Genomic DNA, 15283 nt, shown 5'->3' on the forward strand with positions numbered 1-15283 from the left:
GACGTTCCGTCAGATCCTATGCCCGGGAGGAACTGTGTCACGTGCGCGAACGCCCGTGGTGGCTGGTTGGTTCGCCGGCGAGGAGGGCGACTTCCATCTCCTCGGCACCCGCTGTTCGGCCTGCGCCTCGGTCTTCTTCCCTCGCGAGGACACCAATTGCCGCAATCCCGCGTGCCCCGGGGGCGAGCTGGAGGAGCTTCCGCTGTCGCGGCGCGGGCGGGTGTGGTCCTACACGGACGGCCGGTACCGGCCTCCGTCACCCTATGTGACCGATCCGGAACTTCCGTGGGAGCCGTACGCGTTGATCGCTGTGGAGCTGGAGGCCGAGCGGATCGTGGTGCTGGGACAGGGTGTTCCGGGGCTCTCTGTCGCCGATCTGGCGGTGGGCATGGAGGTGGAGATCGTTCCCGGTGTGCTCCATGAGGACGCGGAGACGGTGTGGACGACGTGGCAGTGGCGGCCGACGACGGGGGTGACGGCATGACGGGTGAGGTGGCGGTGCTCGGAGCGGGCATGCACCCGTGGGGCAAGTGGGGTCGGAGCTTCGTCGCGTACGGAGTGGCGGCCGCCCGCGCGGCGCTCACCGATGCCGGGCTGGAATGGCGGGACGTCGGTTCGATCGTCGGGGCTGGCACGGTGCGCGGTGGCTATCCGGGGTATGTGGCCGGGGCGACCTTCGCGAAGGCGCTGGGCTGGCAGGGGGCCCGGGTCACGAGCGTGTACGCGGCGTGCGCGTCGGGGGCGCAGGCCGTCAGCACCGCGCGGGCACAGATCCTTTCGGGGCTCGCGGACGTGGTGCTCGTGGTGGGTGCCGACGCGGCGCCCAAGGGATTCTTCCGGCCGGCGGGCGGCGACCGGCCCGACGATCCGGACTGGCTCCGGTTCCGCGTCCTCGGAGCCACCAATCCGACGTACTTCGGCCTGTACGCGCGCAGGCGGATGGCTGTGCACGGGGATACACCGGAGGACTTCGCGCAGGTCAAGGTGAAGAACGCCGCCATGGGAGCGCTGAATCCGAACGCGCGCTACCGCAAGCGGGTCACCGCCGAGGAGGTCGCCGCCTCCGCCGTGGTCGCCGATCCGCTCCGGCTGCTCGACATCTGCGCGACCTCGGACGGCGGGGCGGCTGTGGTGCTCTCCAGCATGGAGTTCGCGCGGCGGCACGGGACGGCGGAGCCGGTGCGGATCCGGGCGGTGTCGACGGTGACGCCGCGATACCCGAGCACGGTGCTGGACCTGCCCGACATCGCCACGGACTCCGCGGTGGCGGTGGAGCCCGGCGACGACACATTCCGGGAGTCGATCGCCCGGGCCGCCTACGAGGAGGCGGGTGTCGGGCCCGAGGACGTATCCCTCGCCGAGGTCTACGACCTGTCCACCGCCCTGGAGTTGCAGTGGTACGAGGACCTCGGGCTGTGCGGCGAGGGTGAGGGGGCGAAGGTGCTGCGGGAGGGCGCAACGGCTCTGGGCGGCCGCATACCCGTGAACGCGAGTGGCGGGCTCGCCTCCTTCGGGGAGGCGGTGCCGGCGCAGGCGATCGCCCAGGTGTGCGAGCTCACCTGGCAGTTGAGAGGTGCGGCGGGTGACCGGCAGGTGGCCGGGGCGCGGGTGGGGATCTCCGCGAACCAGGGGCTGTTCGGGCACGGTTCGGCCGTGGTCGCGGTGCGGTGAGGCTCATCGGGCCTCCGGGCGGGGCAAGGGCTTTCCCGTACGCTCCGTGACCGCTCGGGAATCCTGCGTGAACGTCTCATGAACTGCGCTCGGGCGGGCGTCCGCGGCGCCATCATGCTGCCGTGCACTCCTGGACGGACACTCTCCGCTTCGCCTTCCAGCCGGTGGTCAACCTGACGACGGGAGGGGTCGCGGCGCTGGAGATACTCGCCCGACCGGAGACCGGCGACATCCTGGCCGAGGCCCGCCGCGATCCGGAGCTCGACGGCAGGCTGGCCGTGTCGGCGGTCCGGGCGGCGGCGCGCAGGGAAACGCTGCTGCCGTTGCACCTCAACGTGTTCGCCGGCACCCTCGCCGACCTCGGCGGGCTCACCCCGCTGCACTCCGCGGTGCGTGCGGCGGGCAGGCTCCCCTGGGAGGTGACGATCGACGTCGGGCCGCCGTACACGCATGTGCCGCAGCAGGCGCTGCTGGAGGGGGTGGGCGCGCTGCGCGGCCAGGGTTTCCGCATCGGCGCGGACGGCGTCGGCGACGGGGACGTACCCCTGCGACTGCTCACCGATCTGGCGCCCGACCTGGTGAAGCTCGACGCCTCGCTGCTGGCCCGGCCCGCGGCGGTGCGGGCGATGCGGACGCTGTGCGACCAGTTGGGGGCGCTGCTGTCGGTCGAGGGCGTGGAGACCGAACTCCAGTGTGCGGCCGCGGTGTCGGCGGGCGCGCAGCTGGCACAGGGCAACCTGTTCGCTCCCCCGGCCCGGTTGCCCGCCGCGCACGTGTACGTTCCGCCCCGCTCCGCCGGCGCCGCCGCACCGTCACGGTCGGGGCCGTCGGTTCGGCAGTTCGTACGGCCCGCCGCGCTGCTGGCCGCCACCGCGTCCGCGGGCCGTGTGCGGGCGCTGCTGACCGGGTCGCCGGAGGTGTCCGGGGTACTGCTCGTGGACCCGCACGGGGTTCCGGTCCGGTCGGTGCACCGCTCCCGGTTCCTGCTGTCGATGTCGGGGCGCTACGGGCACGCCCTCTACGCCGATCGCCCCGCCGCCAAGCTGGGCGATCCGCCGCGCACGGTGGGCATCGACGCCACCGCGTGGGAGGTGCTGGACGTGGTGGCGGTCGGTGACCGGGACCGCACCTCGGACGACGTGGCCGTCGTCGACCGTTACGGCCGGTGCGTCGGCGTCGTACGTCTCGCCGACCTCGTACGGGCGTTGGCCGAGTCCCGGGTGGAGGAGGCCGCCGGTCTGAATCCGCTGACGCGGCTGCCCGGTTCGGACGCGATCACCGGTGAGGTGGACCGGCGGATCGCGGACGGGCGGACGTTCGCGCTCAGTTGGCTGGACGTGGACCACTTCAAGCAGGTCAACGACGGGGCCGGGTTCGCGGCGGGCGACGAGTTGATCCGGTCGGTGGGGCGGGCGCTGCAGCATGCGGCCTCGGGCAGCACTCACGTGGGTCACATCGGTGGGGACGACTTCCTCGTGCTGGCCGATCCGGACGGGCTGGATCCGGTGGCCGCCTCGGTGCTGGACGCGCCCTGGTCCGCGGGCGGGCGTCCGGTGTCGTTGTCCCTGGCCACGGTGTTGTGTGCGCCGGGCAGTGTCACGGACCACCGGCAGGCGGCGGCCTGGCTGGCGCCGCTGAAGAAGGCCGCGAAGTCGATCGGTGGGGCGAGTTGGGTGCTGGGCCGTGCGGGCCTGCCCGGGCACGAGGTCCGGCGTGGGGCGGAGGCGTCCGCCGCGACCGCGGGATGCGGGGCGGCGGAGCCCGGCCCGGGCTGAGCGGCTCGCCACGAAGAGGGCTCGTGCCTCCAACCGTTGCCGTCCGCATCCTTGACGCCCCCTGGACACCGGTGAACACTTCCGATGTCAGTCGACATCGTCGTACATTCTCGGCGTATCCACGCACTGCGCTGCGCGGGCCCCCAGAAGTCAAGGTCCGTTCCCCCACGGGCGATTCGGCTGCAACGGCACGCTCGTCACGGACGCCGAGCGGGGCGCGGGATCTCCCTGCCTTCGGCTGAAGTCGCCATGGGAAACGCACCCTGCACGGAGGACCGGGGTCGATCACCCCGGGCCAGGGCCTAGGAGCCGCCATGAGCAACGGAGACGTATTTCTCGGTGAGATCATCGGGACCGCGATCCTGATCCTCTTCGGCGCGGGAGTGGTCGCCGCCGTCGTACTGAACTATTCGAAGGCGAAGGACGCGGGGTGGGTGGTCATCGCGTTCGGGTGGGGTTTCGGCGTGCTGGCCGGGGCCTACACCGCCGCGCCGCTGTCCGGCGGCCACCTCAATCCGGCGGTGACGCTGGGGATCGCCATCGACACGGGCGACTGGGACCAGGTCCACATCTACATCGCCGGACAGATGGTCGGCGCCGTTCTCGGCGCGGTGCTGTGCTGGCTGGTCTACTACGCGCAGTTCCAGGCCAACGCCGAGGAGGACAAGGCGCAGCCGACGCTGGGGATCTTCTCGACCGCACCCGCGATCCGCAATCCCGTGGCAAACCTCATCACGGAGATCATCGCGACCGTCGGCCTGGTGCTGCCGATCCTCGCCTTCGGTCTGACCGAGGGTCTGGGGACGTCGGGCACCACGGTCCTGATCGTCGCGTTCCTGGTGGTCGGCATCGGTCTGTCGCTCGGCGGGCCGACGGGGTACGCCATCAACCCGGCCCGTGACCTGGGCCCGCGCATCACCCACGCCTTGCTCCCGATCCCCAACAAGGGCACCTCGGACTGGGGTTACGCGTGGATCCCGGTGGTGGGGCCGCTGATCGGCGGAGCTCTGTCCGGGGTCATCTTCAACGCAGCGTTCTGAAGCATCCGACGAAGGGGACGTCATGACGGACAAGTTCGTCGCCGCGATCGATCAGGGCACCACCTCCAGCCGTTGCATCATCTTCAACCAGGACGGCGCCATCGTCGCCGTCGACCAGCGCGAGCACCGGCAGATCTTCCCCAAGCCCGGCTGGGTGGAGCACGACGCCACCGAGATCTGGTCCAAGGTGCAGGCCGTGGTGGCCGGGGCGATCGCCAAGGCCGGGCTGCGCGCCGACCAGCTCAGCGCGCTCGGCATCACCAACCAACGCGAGACGACGGTCCTGTGGGACCGCGCCACCGGCAAGCCCGTGCACAACGCGATCGTGTGGCAGGACACCCGCACCGCGGCGCTGACCAAACAACTCGGCGGCTCGGACGGGCAGGACCGCTTCCGTGAGCAGACCGGGCTGCCGCTGGCCACGTACTTCTCCGGCCCGAAGGCGGCCTGGCTGCTCGACAACGTGCCCGGCCTCCGCGCGCGTGCCGAGAACGGCGAGATCGCCTTCGGCACCGTCGACTCCTGGCTGATCTGGAACCTCACCGGCGGCACGGACGGCGGACGGCACGTCACGGACGTCACGAACGCCGGCCGCACCATGCTGATGAACCTCGAGACCCTCCAGTGGGACCAGTCCATCCTCTCCGCGATGAACATCCCCGAGGCGGTGCTGCCCGAGATCAGGTCCTCGGCCGAGGTGTACGGCACCGCTGTCGGCCAACTCGCCGGTGTGCCGGTCGCTTCGGCCCTCGGCGACCAGCAGGCGGCCGTGTTCGGACAGGCCTGCTACGACGTGGGCACGGCGAAGAACACCTACGGCACGGGCAGCTTCCTGCTGCTCAACACCGGCAACCGCCCGGTGCCGTCGAAGAGCGGACTGCTGACGACGATGGGGTACAAGATCGGCAGTGAGGCGCCGGTCTACTGCCTGGAGGGGTCTATCGCCATAACGGGCGCGCTCGTCCAGTGGTTCCGGGACCAGCTCGGCATCATCCGCACCGCCGACGAGATCGAGTCGCTGGCGGCCGGGGTCGAGGACAACGGCGGGGCGTACATCGTGCCCGCGTTCTCCGGTCTGTTCGCGCCCTACTGGCGCTCCGACGCGCGCGGTGTCATCACCGGGCTCACCCGGTACGTGACGAAGGCACACCTCGCGCGCGCGGTGCTGGAGGCGACGAGCTGGCAGACGCGGGAGGTCGTGGACGCCATGTTCCAGGACTCCGGGGTGCACATCACGACCCTGAAGGTCGACGGCGGCATGACCAAGAACAACCTGCTGATGCAGCACCAGGCGGACGTACTCGATGTGCCGGTGGTCCGTCCGAAGGTCTCCGAGACGACCTGCCTGGGCGCGGCCTACGCGGCCGGGCTGGCCACGGGCGTGTGGAACGACCTGGACCAGCTCAAGTCGCACTGGCAGAAGGACGTCGAGTGGACGCCCGCCATGGAGTCCTCGGTGCGGGACCGTGAGTACCACAACTGGCGCAAGGCCGTGGAGAAGAGCTTCGGCTGGCAGGAGGACGGGGAGAACTAGCGGCACGCGTGCGTGCGCTGCAACGACCGCACGCGCGCGTGGTGCTCATGAAACGCGGCCCGTACCCCGGTCGGCGGGGGTACGGGCCGTACCCGTGGGTCAGGTCGTGACGGCGGTCTGGCGACGCTCCGCCGCGTAGGCCATCGCGTGCCGGACCACGCCGATGAGGACCTCCTTGACCGACGCGCGGTCGCGGGCGTCGGTCAGCAGGAGCGGTACGTCCTCGTCGAGGTCGAGAGCCTGGCGGACCTCCTCGACGGGGTAACGGGCAGAGCCCTCGAAGCAGTTGACGCCGATCACGAAGGGGATGGAGCGCCGCTCGAAGTAGTCGACGGCGGCGAAGCAGTCCTCCAGGCGACGGGTGTCGGCGAGCACGACGGCACCGAGCGCGCCCTCGGAGAGCTCGTCCCACATGAACCAGAACCGTTCCTGCCCGGGCGTCCCGAAGAGGTACAGCACCAGGTCCTCGCGGAGCGTGATGCGCCCGAAGTCCATGGCCACGGTGGTGGTGCTCTTGCTCTCGACACCGCTGATGTCGTCGACCGGGCGTCCGGCCTCGGTGAGCAGTTCCTCGGTGCGCAGCGGCCGGATCTCGCTGACCGCGCCCACGAGCGTGGTCTTGCCCACGCCGAAGCCGCCGGCCACCAAAATCTTGAACGTGACGGGCTCGACCGGGGGCTTGCCGCGCTCAGAACGCCCGAAGATCATCGGTCTCTTCTCCTGCTTGGTGGGGGTGGGGCGACGGGGGGCCGTAGCCCCCGCCGCCGGGGGTCTCGATGACGAGTACGTCGCCGGGGCCGACGTCGGCCGTGTCGCTGCCGCCGAGGTCGGTGACCGTGCCGTCCGCGCGCTCCACGCGGTTGGCGCCCAGCGCGCCGGGTGCGCCGCCCGCCATCCCGTACGGCGGCACCCGGCGGTGCTGGGAGAGGGTGGAGACGGTCATGGGCTCCAGGAACCGGATGCGGCGTACCGCACCGTCCCCGCCGCGCCACCGCCCGGCGCCTCCGCTGTCCTGCCGTACGGCGAACTCGTCGAGCCGGACCGGCAGTCGCCACTCCAGGACCTCGGGGTCGGTGAGGCGCGAGTTGGTCATATGGGTCTGGACGACGGGCGCTCCGGGGAAGCCGTCGCCCGCGCCGGATCCGGAGGCGACGGTCTCGTAGTACTGGTGGCGGGCGTTGCCGAACGTGACGTTGTTCATGGTGCCGGAGCCCTCGGCCTGGACGCCGAGCGCCGCGTAGAGGGCGCCGGTGATGGCCTGAGAGGTCTCGACGTTGCCGGCGACGACGGCGGCCGGCGGCTGCGGAGCGAGCATGGAGCCGGGCGGCACGACGATCCTCAGGGGGCGCAGACAGCCGTCGTTGAGGGGGATGTCGTCGGCGACGAGGGTCCGGAAGACATACAGGACAGCCGCGTTGACCACCGCGAACGGGGCGTTGAAGTTGCTGTCCAGCTGGCCCGACGTGCCGGTGAAGTCGACGGTGGCGGAGCGGCTGTCGCGGTCCACGCGCACGCGTACGCGGATGACAGCGCCCGAGTCGGTCTCGTAGGCGTACTCGCCGTCGTCGAGGGCGTCGATGACCCGGCGTACGGCTTCCTCGGCGTTGTCCTGGACGTGTCGCATGTACGCCTGGACGACGTCGAGGCCGAAGTTCTCGATCATGCGGGCGACTTCGTCGACGCCCTTCTGGTTGGCGGCGATCTGGGCGCGCAGGTCGGCGAGGTTGGTCCGCGGGTTGCGGGAGGGATAACGCGCCTCGGTGAGGAGGCGGCGCGTCTCGTCCTCGCGGAAGCGGCCGTTCTCGGCGAGCAGCCAGTTGTCGAAGAGGATTCCCTCCTCCTCGATGGTGCGGCTGTTCGCGGGCATGGAGCCCGGAGCGATGCCGCCGATCTCGGCGTGGTGGCCTCGGGAGGCCACGTAGAAGAGGAGCTCCCGGTCACTCTCCGTGTCTTCGGTGTCGAAGACCGGGGTGATCACCGTGACGTCCGGCAGATGGGTTCCGCCGTGGTACGGGTCGTTGACCGCGTAGGTGTCCCCCGGCCGCATCCCCGCGCCCCTCCGCCGGATGACCTCCTTGACGCTGGTACCCATCGAGCCCAGGTGGACGGGGATGTGCGGGGCGTTGGCCACCAGGTTTCCGTCCGGGTCGAAGAGGGCGCAGGAGAAGTCCAGGCGCTCCTTGATGTTGACGGACTGGGCCGTGGACTCGAGGCGGGCGCCCATCTGTTCGGCGATGGACATGAAGAGGTTGTTGAAGACCTCGAGACGAACCGGGTCGGCTTTCGTGTCGAGATCGGAACTCTCCGTAACCGCCGTGCGTTCCATGACCAGATGCCCGTCGTCTCGCGAAACGGCCTGCCAGCCGTCGTCGACGACGGTCGTCGTGCCGGCCTCGGTGATGATCGCGGGGCCGGTGACCATCTCGCCGGGCGGCAGGTCCTCGCGGCGGTGGAGGGGTACGTCGCGCCAGGCGCCGCCCGTGTGGAGGCGGACGGTTCCGGGAGCGGCGGTGCGGCCTTGGTACGGGGTCAGGGCCGAGAGATCGGGGGGTTGTGTGATGCCGGTGGCTTCGACGGAGAGGGCTTCGACGACGATCGGGCGGTCGAGCGTGAAGGAGTACGTAGCGCGATGACGTGCTTCGAAGATCTGGTGCATCTCGCCGGGCTCGGTCAACTCGACGGTGAGGGTGGTGTCGGTGCCGTCGTAGCGGAGTTGGGCGCGTCGGGTGATGCGGATGCGGTCGTCGGGGACGTCCTCGGCGAGGAGTTCGGCGCGGGCGGCGCTCTCCAGGTCGTCGGCGGTCTTGAGGACGCCCGGCATCGCGGCGGCCTCCAGGGGGGCCTCGACGGACTGTTCCCGCATGGCGGTGGTGTCGGCGAGGCCGATGCCGAGTGCGGACAGGACACCGGCCATGGGCGGCACGAGGACGGTGCGGATGCCCAGCGACTCGGCGACCATGCACGCGTGCTGGCCGCCGGCGCCACCGAAGGTGGTGAGGGCGTAGCGGGTGACGTCGTGGCCCTTCTGGACGGAGATCCGCTTCACGGCGTTGGCGATGCTGGCGACCGCGATCTGGAGGTAGCCCTCGGCGACCTGCTCGGGCGTGCGCTCGTCGCCGGTCCGCTCGCGGATCTCGCGTGCGAGGGCGGCGAAGCGGTCGCGGACGAGTTCCGCGTCGAGCCGCTGGTCGCCGTCGGGCCCGAACACCATGGGGAAGTGGGCGGGTTGGATGCGGCCGAGCATGACGTTGGCGTCGGTGACGGCCAGCGGGCCGCCTCCGCGGTAGCAGGCGGGGCCCGGGTCCGCGCCCGCCGAGTCCGGCCCTACGCGGTAGCGGGAGCCGTCGAAGTGGAGGACCGAGCCGCCGCCCGCCGCGACGGTGTGGATGTCGAGCATGGGGGCGCGCAGCCGGACGCCGGCGATCTGTGTGGTGAAGACGCGTTCGTACTCGCCGGCGAAGTGGGAGACGTCGGTGGAGGTGCCGCCCATGTCGAAGCCGATGACGCGGTCGAAGCCGGCGAGTTGCGACATCCGGGCCATGCCGACGATCCCGCCGGCGGGACCGGACAGGATGGCGTCCTTGCCTCGGAACTGACCGGCCTCGGCGAGACCGCCGTTGGACTGCATGAACATCAGCCGTACGCCGTGGAGTTCGTCGGCGACGTGCTGGACGTACCGGCGCAGCACGGGCGAGAGGTAGGCGTCGACGACGGCGGTGTCCCCGCGCGGGACCAGCTTCATGAGCGGGCTGACCTCGCTGGACAGCGAGATCTGCGGGAAGCCGATCCGGGCGGCCAGCTGTCCCACGGCCTGTTCGTGGGCAGGGTGGAGGTGGCTGTGCATAAAGACGACGGCGACCGCGCGGATCCCGTCGTCGTACGCCTCCTGGAGAGGGCCGGTGAGGGCGTCCAGGTCGGGGGCGCGCAGGACCGTGCCGTCGGCGGCGATGCGCTCGTCGACCTCCACGACCCGCTCGTGGAGCAGCTCGGGGAGTTCGATGCGGCGGGCGAAGATGTGGGGGCGGTTCTGGTAGGCGATGCGCAGGGCGTCGCGGAAGCCGCGGGTGACGATCAGGAGGGTCCGCTCGCCCTTGCGTTCCAGGAGGGCGTTGGTGGCGACGGTGGTGCCCATGCGGACGGCTTCCACGGGGTCCTGGGAGCCGTTCAGCAGTTCACGGACTCCGGTGACCGCCGCGTCGGCATAGCGGGCCGGGTTGTCGGAGAGCAGTTTGTGCGTGAGCAGTCGGCCGTCCGGGCGACGCGCGACGATGTCCGTGAAGGTGCCGCCCCGGTCGACCCAGAACTGCCAGCCTGTCGTCACGTCCGTCTCCCCGATCGCGCTGTTCGGCACCGTATCCGCAGAGTGGCGGCAGACCGTCTGCGGATGGTGGTCGACGATCAGTCAGATCATATCGGGAGCACAGTTGCGTCGCCCGGTCCGCTCGGCCGGAAGGCGGGCATGCGGCCGCGTTCCCCAGGGCCGTCCGTGAGCGGCTCGCGGCGCCGGGGGAACGGCCGCCTTCGTGGGCGGGGCACTCGGTCAGAGCGCCCGGAGGCCGTTGATCACATCGCGCAGAATGCTCTCGTCCGGCAGCTCGGCGGGCGGCACAGGCCGGTTCACATGGACGAACTCCGCATCCACGAGGTCGCCCACGAGGACCCGTACCACGCCGATGGGCAGGTCGAGTTCGGAGGACAGTTCGGCGACCGACTGCGGGGCGTCGCGGCACAGGTCGACGATGTCCACGTGCTCCGGGGACAGCGTGTGGTCGCCTTCAGGGTCGTCCGCCTGGGCCTCCGCGACGACCACCGCGATGAGGTCGAGGCGGTGCTGGGCCGCACTGGTCGTGCGGCCACGCGTCATGGCGTACGGACGGACGACCGGTCCGGCCTCGTCGTCGAACCAGTGACTTCTTCCCTGACCGTCTGTGCTCATGTCATCTCACTACCCGCCCTGAGGCAGATCGGTGCGCGGAGTGGATGCCAGATGTACACCGACCCGCTTGACCAGGAGCGTCATCTCGTAGGCGACCAGGCCGACGTCGGAGTCCGCGTCGGAGAGGACGGCGAGGCAGCTGCCGTCGCCGGCGGCCGTCACGAACAGGAAGGCGTCGTCGAGCTCGACGACCGTCTGCCGGACGTTGCCCGCCTCGAAGTGGCGGCCCACGCCCTTGGCGAGGCTGTGGAAGCCGGAGGCGACGGCGGCCAGGTGTTCGCCGTCCTCCCGCGTCAGGTCCTTGGACACCCCCGTCGCCAGTCCGTCGCCGGAGAGCACGACGGCCTTGCGGATGCTTGCGACGCGGTCGACCAGATCGTCCAGGAGCCAGTTGAGCTCGCCGGAGTTGGTTGTGCTGTGGCCGGTCATCGACCGTCCCCCTTAGTTCCTCGTGGTGCTGTGCCGCTGTGGGTGTCATCGCCCGCGGCGTCGTTCTCCGCACGGCCGCGCTGCCAGCCGCGCTGGAGCGATGCCATACGGCTGCGTACCTGGTCGGCGTCCCTCTCGTCGACCCCCGTGCTGTCGTCGGTGCGGCGCCCGGCCGGACTCTGCTTCAGCTGCGGGGCCAGGTTGGCCTGGCGTACGCGGCGGGGCAGCGGGCCGGTGCCCGGGGCGGTCTCCCGTGGCGTGGCGCCGCGTCCGATCGGCTGGGGCGTGGCCTCGGCACCGGTCTCCTGTGGCGCGGGGCGGGAGCCGGTCCGCTCCAGGGCGGCGCCGGGGCCGCCCTGGTGGGGTGCGACGCCTTCTGGAGCGGCCGTGAAGGACTCGCTCGCGCCGCTCGACGCGATCTCGGCGCGCCGGGTGCGCCTGGGGAGGGCGGGAGTGCCTTGCGGCGCTCCGCCGAGTTCGCGCCCCGTGGTCGTCGGGGCTTCGGCGCGCTGCTCGTCCAGGCGGTCGGCGACACCGGTGGCGCGGCGCTGCGGCCCCGTCGTGCGCCTGCGGGCGGGCAGCGGCGGATCCTCCTGGGGGAGCGACCGGTTCGGGCCCGCAGGGGCCTCGTCGTCGCTCTGCTCCCGCTGCTCGGTCACCGGACGGCCGTGCGAGCTGACCAGCTTGGGCGTGTGGCGGCGGGACAGCGGCACCGGGGCGTTCAGGTCGTGGTCGGGGGCGTCGTGGCGGTCCTCGCCCTGGGTGGCGTCCGTGGGGACCAGGGAGCGGCGCGGGCGGAACAGTCCGCCGCGTTCGCTGTCCTCGTCGTCGAGCGCGCCGGGGAACTCGTCGATGGCGTCCAGGTCGACGGGCGCCTCCAGCTCGACGGGACCGTCCAGGAGCCCTCCCGTGAGGCCGGGCAGCGGCACCGCCACGTGGGCGAGCTGGGCCCGGCGGGCTTCCTCCAGCTCGGCCTCCTTGGAGGGCTGGGGGCGGTCCAGGCGGAAGCCGAGGCCGTTGGTGTCCGGGATGTCGTCCGTCAGCAGGGTGTTCGGGATGAACACGACGGCCGTCGTGCCGCCGTAGGGCGACGGCTGGAGCGAGACCCGGACGTTCTGCCGCTGGGCGAGCCGGCTGACCACGAACAGGCCCAGCCGGTCGGTGTCGGACAGCTCGAACTCCGGTGTCTCCGCGAGCCGGAGGTTGGCGTCCAGGAGGGCGTCGGCCGCCATGCCGAGGCCGCGGTCGTGGATCTCCAGGGTGAAGCCGTTGGCGACGCGCTCGCCCAGCACCTGGACGGCGGTGTGCGGCGGGGAGAACACCGTCGCGTTCTCCAGGAGTTCGGCGACCAGATGGGTGAGGTCCGCGACGGCCGGACCGGTGACGGCGACCCGCGGCAGCCGGCGGACCTCGATGCGCTCGTAGTCCTCGACCTCGGCGACGGCGGCGCGTACGACGTCCATGAGCTGGACGGGCTTGCGCCACTGCCGGGAGGGGGCGGCGCCGGAGAGGATCACCAGGCCCTCGGCATGGCGGCGCATACGGGTGGTCAGGTGGTCGAGGCGGAACAGGTCGGCGAGTTCGTCGGTGTCCTCGGTCCGGCGCTCCATGGTGTCGAGCAGGGTGAGCTGCTTGTGCAGGAGTACCTGGCTGCGGCGGGCGAGGTTCACGAAGACCTCGGAGACCCCGGCGCGGAGTTCGGCCTGCTTGACGGCGGCCTCGACGGCGGCGCGCTGCAGGGTGTTGAGGGCCTGACCGACCTCGCCCATCTCGTTCTTGTCGTACTCCAGACGCGGGACCTCGGTCTCCACGTCGACCTGTTCACCCGCGGACAGCCTGCGCATGACGCTCGGGAGCCGTACGCCGGACGCCTCGTGGGCCTCGAGGCGCAGCTGCCGCAGGTCGCGGATGAGACCGCGGCCGATGCGCACGGAGAGGACGACCGAGAAGAGCAGGGCGAGCAGCCCGAGGACGCCGGCGACGGCCGCCTTGATGATGACGCCCATCGCGACGGGCTGCACCCGGTCCTGATAGCGGTCGCCCGCCTGGTCGTTGAGGGTGGCGAGTGATTCGAGCACGCTGGCGGCGGTGGCGTCCCAGCTCTTGGCGGTGATGAAGCGGGGGGTGCCGGGCTCGGAGTCGACGACGATCTTCTCGGCGGAGCGCAGCGACGCGGTGGACGCGTTCTTCCAGAATCGGTCGTAGCGCTCGCGTTCCGCCGCGGGCAGCACCGGCACGCTGATGTCGTACAGCACGGTGCGCTGCGCGATCAGGTCGGAGACCTCGCGAATCTCTCCATGCGTCAGATCGCCGACCACGAGGGCGGAGCCGAGCAGGGCGTCCTCGCGGGAGAGGAGTTCGCGAGCACGGGTGATGTTGACGAGGGCGCGGGCCTGCTTGTCCATCTCCACGCTGTCCACCCCGTCGATGGAGGCCAGCAGGGCGTAGCAGGGGTCCACGAGGCGGTTGTAGCGCTCGAGGGCCTGGGCCCGGTTCACCGCGTCCTCCTCGACGCTGCGCCGCAGGGAGTCCACGCCGTCGAAGCCGTCCAGTACAGCGGTGAGACGTTCCTCGTCGTCCTGGTCCATGCCGTCGCGGACGTCGGGGTCCTTCGCGCTCTGACGGATCTTGGCGATGGCGTCGTCGGTGGCCGTGCGGGTCTCGCGGAGCGCGGCGAGCGCGTCCGAGGCCCGTGGGTCGGCCAGATAGACGAGGGTCTGGCGGCGTTCCTGCTGCAGGACACGGACGGTGTCCTCGGTGGGATAGCCGAGGTCCTCGACAGTCGTCGACACCTGGAAAAGCTGGGCGACCGCCCGTCCCGTGAGTACCGTGGCGAAGCCCCAGATCGCTGTCAGGGACACCAGCGGCACGAGAAGCAGCGCCACGATCTTCCGGCGGATCGACTTCCCGCGAAAGCGCATGGCCTCCCCCAGCTCGACCCCCGCCGGCCGGGGGTACACATGTACGTCAACAAACGGCGCGAGCCTACTACCGTCACGCAGTTAACTCGAAGACCCGTCCGGAAGGCGAACTTCCGCACCGGTGAAGCGAGATGGTGAGTTGTCCGGGCATTGCGGGAGATTGCCTCCCCGAAACACGCGTCGACGGCTCATACGGATCCGGCCGTAACGGCTGACCAGTTGGCCAGAATTTTTCGTTTCTTGGGAATCTTCAGAGCGTCTCGTTCGTCCTACTCTTCGGGAAATGGGTGCAGAATCGGCCACACGAGCCGCATCCCGCACCCGGGCGGCGTAAAACAGCGCAAGCCGGGCAGCCACTGGGGAGACGTGTGTTCGCACACGGAGCGAGGGGTCTGCTGGCGGTGGGGAGTGACACGTTGATGGGCACGGCGGAGCGGCAAGAGGCGCTCGTGGACGGCGCTGCGGCGCACTTGGCGGAGGAGCGGAGTCCCGAGGCACTGGATCGCGACATTCCAGCGCACGAGGGCCGGACCGGGTCCGGGACCACCGAACATGCCACGCCGGAAGAGGAGCCGTACTACCGGCCGTTGTGGATCGACGAGGCCGCGCCGCGGCGTCGGATGCCCGATCCCGTGCGCAGGTCGGCGGTGCGAGCGGTCCTGATCATCGCCGTGACGCTGGTCCAGGCGATGGTGGCGTTCCTGTGCACACTGGCCGGATCCTGGCTGGCGTTCCCGATGGTCCTCAGCAGCGTGGCGAGCACCGTGGTGGCCACGTGGGGCGCCCTGGACATCTGGGTGACCCGTCAGGTGTGGAACCAGCGCAACGGCGTCGTGTCGGCCCCGAGCAGCACCGCCCGGGCCCTGCGACGCGAGCGGCGCAGGGCCCGGCGCCAGGCGCGGTCCGCGGAGCGGGCACAGGCCCGGATACAGCGGCGGGGCGGCGCGGGGCAGTTGTCGCACTCCTGAGAGGCGACA

The 15283-nt window shown here is 71.0% G+C and carries 11 protein-coding genes; 6 read left to right on the forward strand and 5 right to left on the reverse strand.

Annotated elements, in window-relative coordinates:
* Nucleotides 1–55: 55 nt before the first annotated feature.
* The 5 genes from OHU89_RS10220 to glpK all read left to right on the forward strand — a co-directional run bounded on the left by OHU89_RS10220 (nucleotide 56) and on the right by glpK (nucleotide 6020).
* Nucleotides 56–484, forward strand: a complete 429-nt coding sequence (locus tag OHU89_RS10220; RefSeq protein WP_405654406.1) for a Zn-ribbon domain-containing OB-fold protein — start codon at nucleotides 56–58, stop codon at nucleotides 482–484.
* On the forward strand, nucleotides 481–1671 hold the full coding sequence (locus OHU89_RS10225; RefSeq protein ID WP_405654408.1) for a lipid-transfer protein: 1191 nt from the start codon (nucleotides 481–483) through the stop codon (nucleotides 1669–1671). Before OHU89_RS10220 ends, OHU89_RS10225 begins: the two co-directional genes overlap by 4 nt.
* A gap of 122 nt (nucleotides 1672–1793) precedes the next feature.
* Nucleotides 1794–3446 carry an EAL domain-containing protein gene (locus OHU89_RS10230; RefSeq protein WP_405641848.1) on the forward strand — a complete coding sequence of 551 codons (1653 nt, stop codon included), beginning with the start codon at nucleotides 1794–1796 and terminating at the stop codon, nucleotides 3444–3446.
* A gap of 314 nt (nucleotides 3447–3760) precedes the next feature.
* Nucleotides 3761–4486 carry an MIP/aquaporin family protein gene (locus OHU89_RS10235; protein ID WP_046262095.1) on the forward strand — a complete coding sequence of 242 codons (726 nt, stop codon included), beginning with the start codon at nucleotides 3761–3763 and terminating at the stop codon, nucleotides 4484–4486.
* A 22-nt stretch (nucleotides 4487–4508) separates the two neighbouring features.
* Entirely contained in the window at nucleotides 4509–6020 is a 1512-nt protein-coding gene (glpK, locus tag OHU89_RS10240) for a glycerol kinase GlpK (RefSeq protein WP_405641850.1), read from the forward strand.
* 99 nt (nucleotides 6021–6119) lie between these two features.
* Here glpK and OHU89_RS10245 read toward each other — a convergent pair whose 3' ends face one another.
* The 5 genes from OHU89_RS10245 to OHU89_RS10265 form a co-directional block, all read right to left on the reverse strand.
* Nucleotides 6120–6728 carry an ATP/GTP-binding protein gene (locus OHU89_RS10245; RefSeq protein WP_046262093.1) on the reverse strand — a complete coding sequence of 203 codons (609 nt, stop codon included), beginning with the start codon at nucleotides 6726–6728 and terminating at the stop codon, nucleotides 6120–6122.
* Nucleotides 6709–10341, reverse strand: coding sequence for a hydantoinase B/oxoprolinase family protein (locus tag OHU89_RS10250; protein WP_405641852.1), 3633 nt, complete (start codon nucleotides 10339–10341; stop codon nucleotides 6709–6711). Before OHU89_RS10250 ends, OHU89_RS10245 begins: the two co-directional genes overlap by 20 nt.
* 219 nt (nucleotides 10342–10560) lie before the next feature.
* Nucleotides 10561–10956 carry a DUF742 domain-containing protein gene (locus OHU89_RS10255; RefSeq protein ID WP_046262092.1) on the reverse strand — a complete coding sequence of 132 codons (396 nt, stop codon included), beginning with the start codon at nucleotides 10954–10956 and terminating at the stop codon, nucleotides 10561–10563.
* Between the two features lie 9 nt (nucleotides 10957–10965).
* Entirely contained in the window at nucleotides 10966–11385 is a 420-nt protein-coding gene (locus OHU89_RS10260; protein WP_266895195.1) for a roadblock/LC7 domain-containing protein, read from the reverse strand.
* On the reverse strand, nucleotides 11382–14306 hold the full coding sequence (locus tag OHU89_RS10265; protein WP_405641854.1) for a nitrate- and nitrite sensing domain-containing protein: 2925 nt from the start codon (nucleotides 14304–14306) through the stop codon (nucleotides 11382–11384). Before OHU89_RS10265 ends, OHU89_RS10260 begins: the two co-directional genes overlap by 4 nt.
* Before the next feature lie 419 nt (nucleotides 14307–14725).
* Between OHU89_RS10265 and OHU89_RS10270 the strand changes: the two genes are divergently transcribed.
* The gene (locus OHU89_RS10270; protein ID WP_405654411.1) at nucleotides 14726–15274 is read left to right on the forward strand and encodes a hypothetical protein; all 549 of its coding nucleotides are present in this window, start codon (nucleotides 14726–14728) and stop codon (nucleotides 15272–15274) included.
* Nucleotides 15275–15283 lie beyond the last annotated feature (9 nt).

This window comes from Streptomyces sp. NBC_00019 (assembly GCF_045041015.1).
Lineage (GTDB): Bacteria > Actinomycetota > Actinomycetes > Streptomycetales > Streptomycetaceae > Streptomyces.

Coding starts and splice junctions, on each gene's coding strand:
- OHU89_RS10270 (WP_405654411.1), top strand. CDS start 14,726: ATGGGCACGGCGGAGCGGCAAGAGGCGCTCGTGGACGGCGCTGCGGCG.
- OHU89_RS10235 (WP_046262095.1), top strand. CDS start 3,761: ATGAGCAACGGAGACGTATTTCTCGGTGAGATCATCGGGACCGCGATC.
- OHU89_RS10260 (WP_266895195.1), bottom strand. CDS start 11,385: ATGACCGGCCACAGCACAACCAACTCCGGCGAGCTCAACTGGCTCCTG.
- glpK (WP_405641850.1), top strand. CDS start 4,509: ATGACGGACAAGTTCGTCGCCGCGATCGATCAGGGCACCACCTCCAGC.
- OHU89_RS10245 (WP_046262093.1), bottom strand. CDS start 6,728: ATGATCTTCGGGCGTTCTGAGCGCGGCAAGCCCCCGGTCGAGCCCGTC.
- OHU89_RS10265 (WP_405641854.1), bottom strand. CDS start 14,306: ATGCGCTTTCGCGGGAAGTCGATCCGCCGGAAGATCGTGGCGCTGCTT.
- OHU89_RS10225 (WP_405654408.1), top strand. CDS start 481: ATGACGGGTGAGGTGGCGGTGCTCGGAGCGGGCATGCACCCGTGGGGC.
- OHU89_RS10255 (WP_046262092.1), bottom strand. CDS start 10,956: ATGAGCACAGACGGTCAGGGAAGAAGTCACTGGTTCGACGACGAGGCC.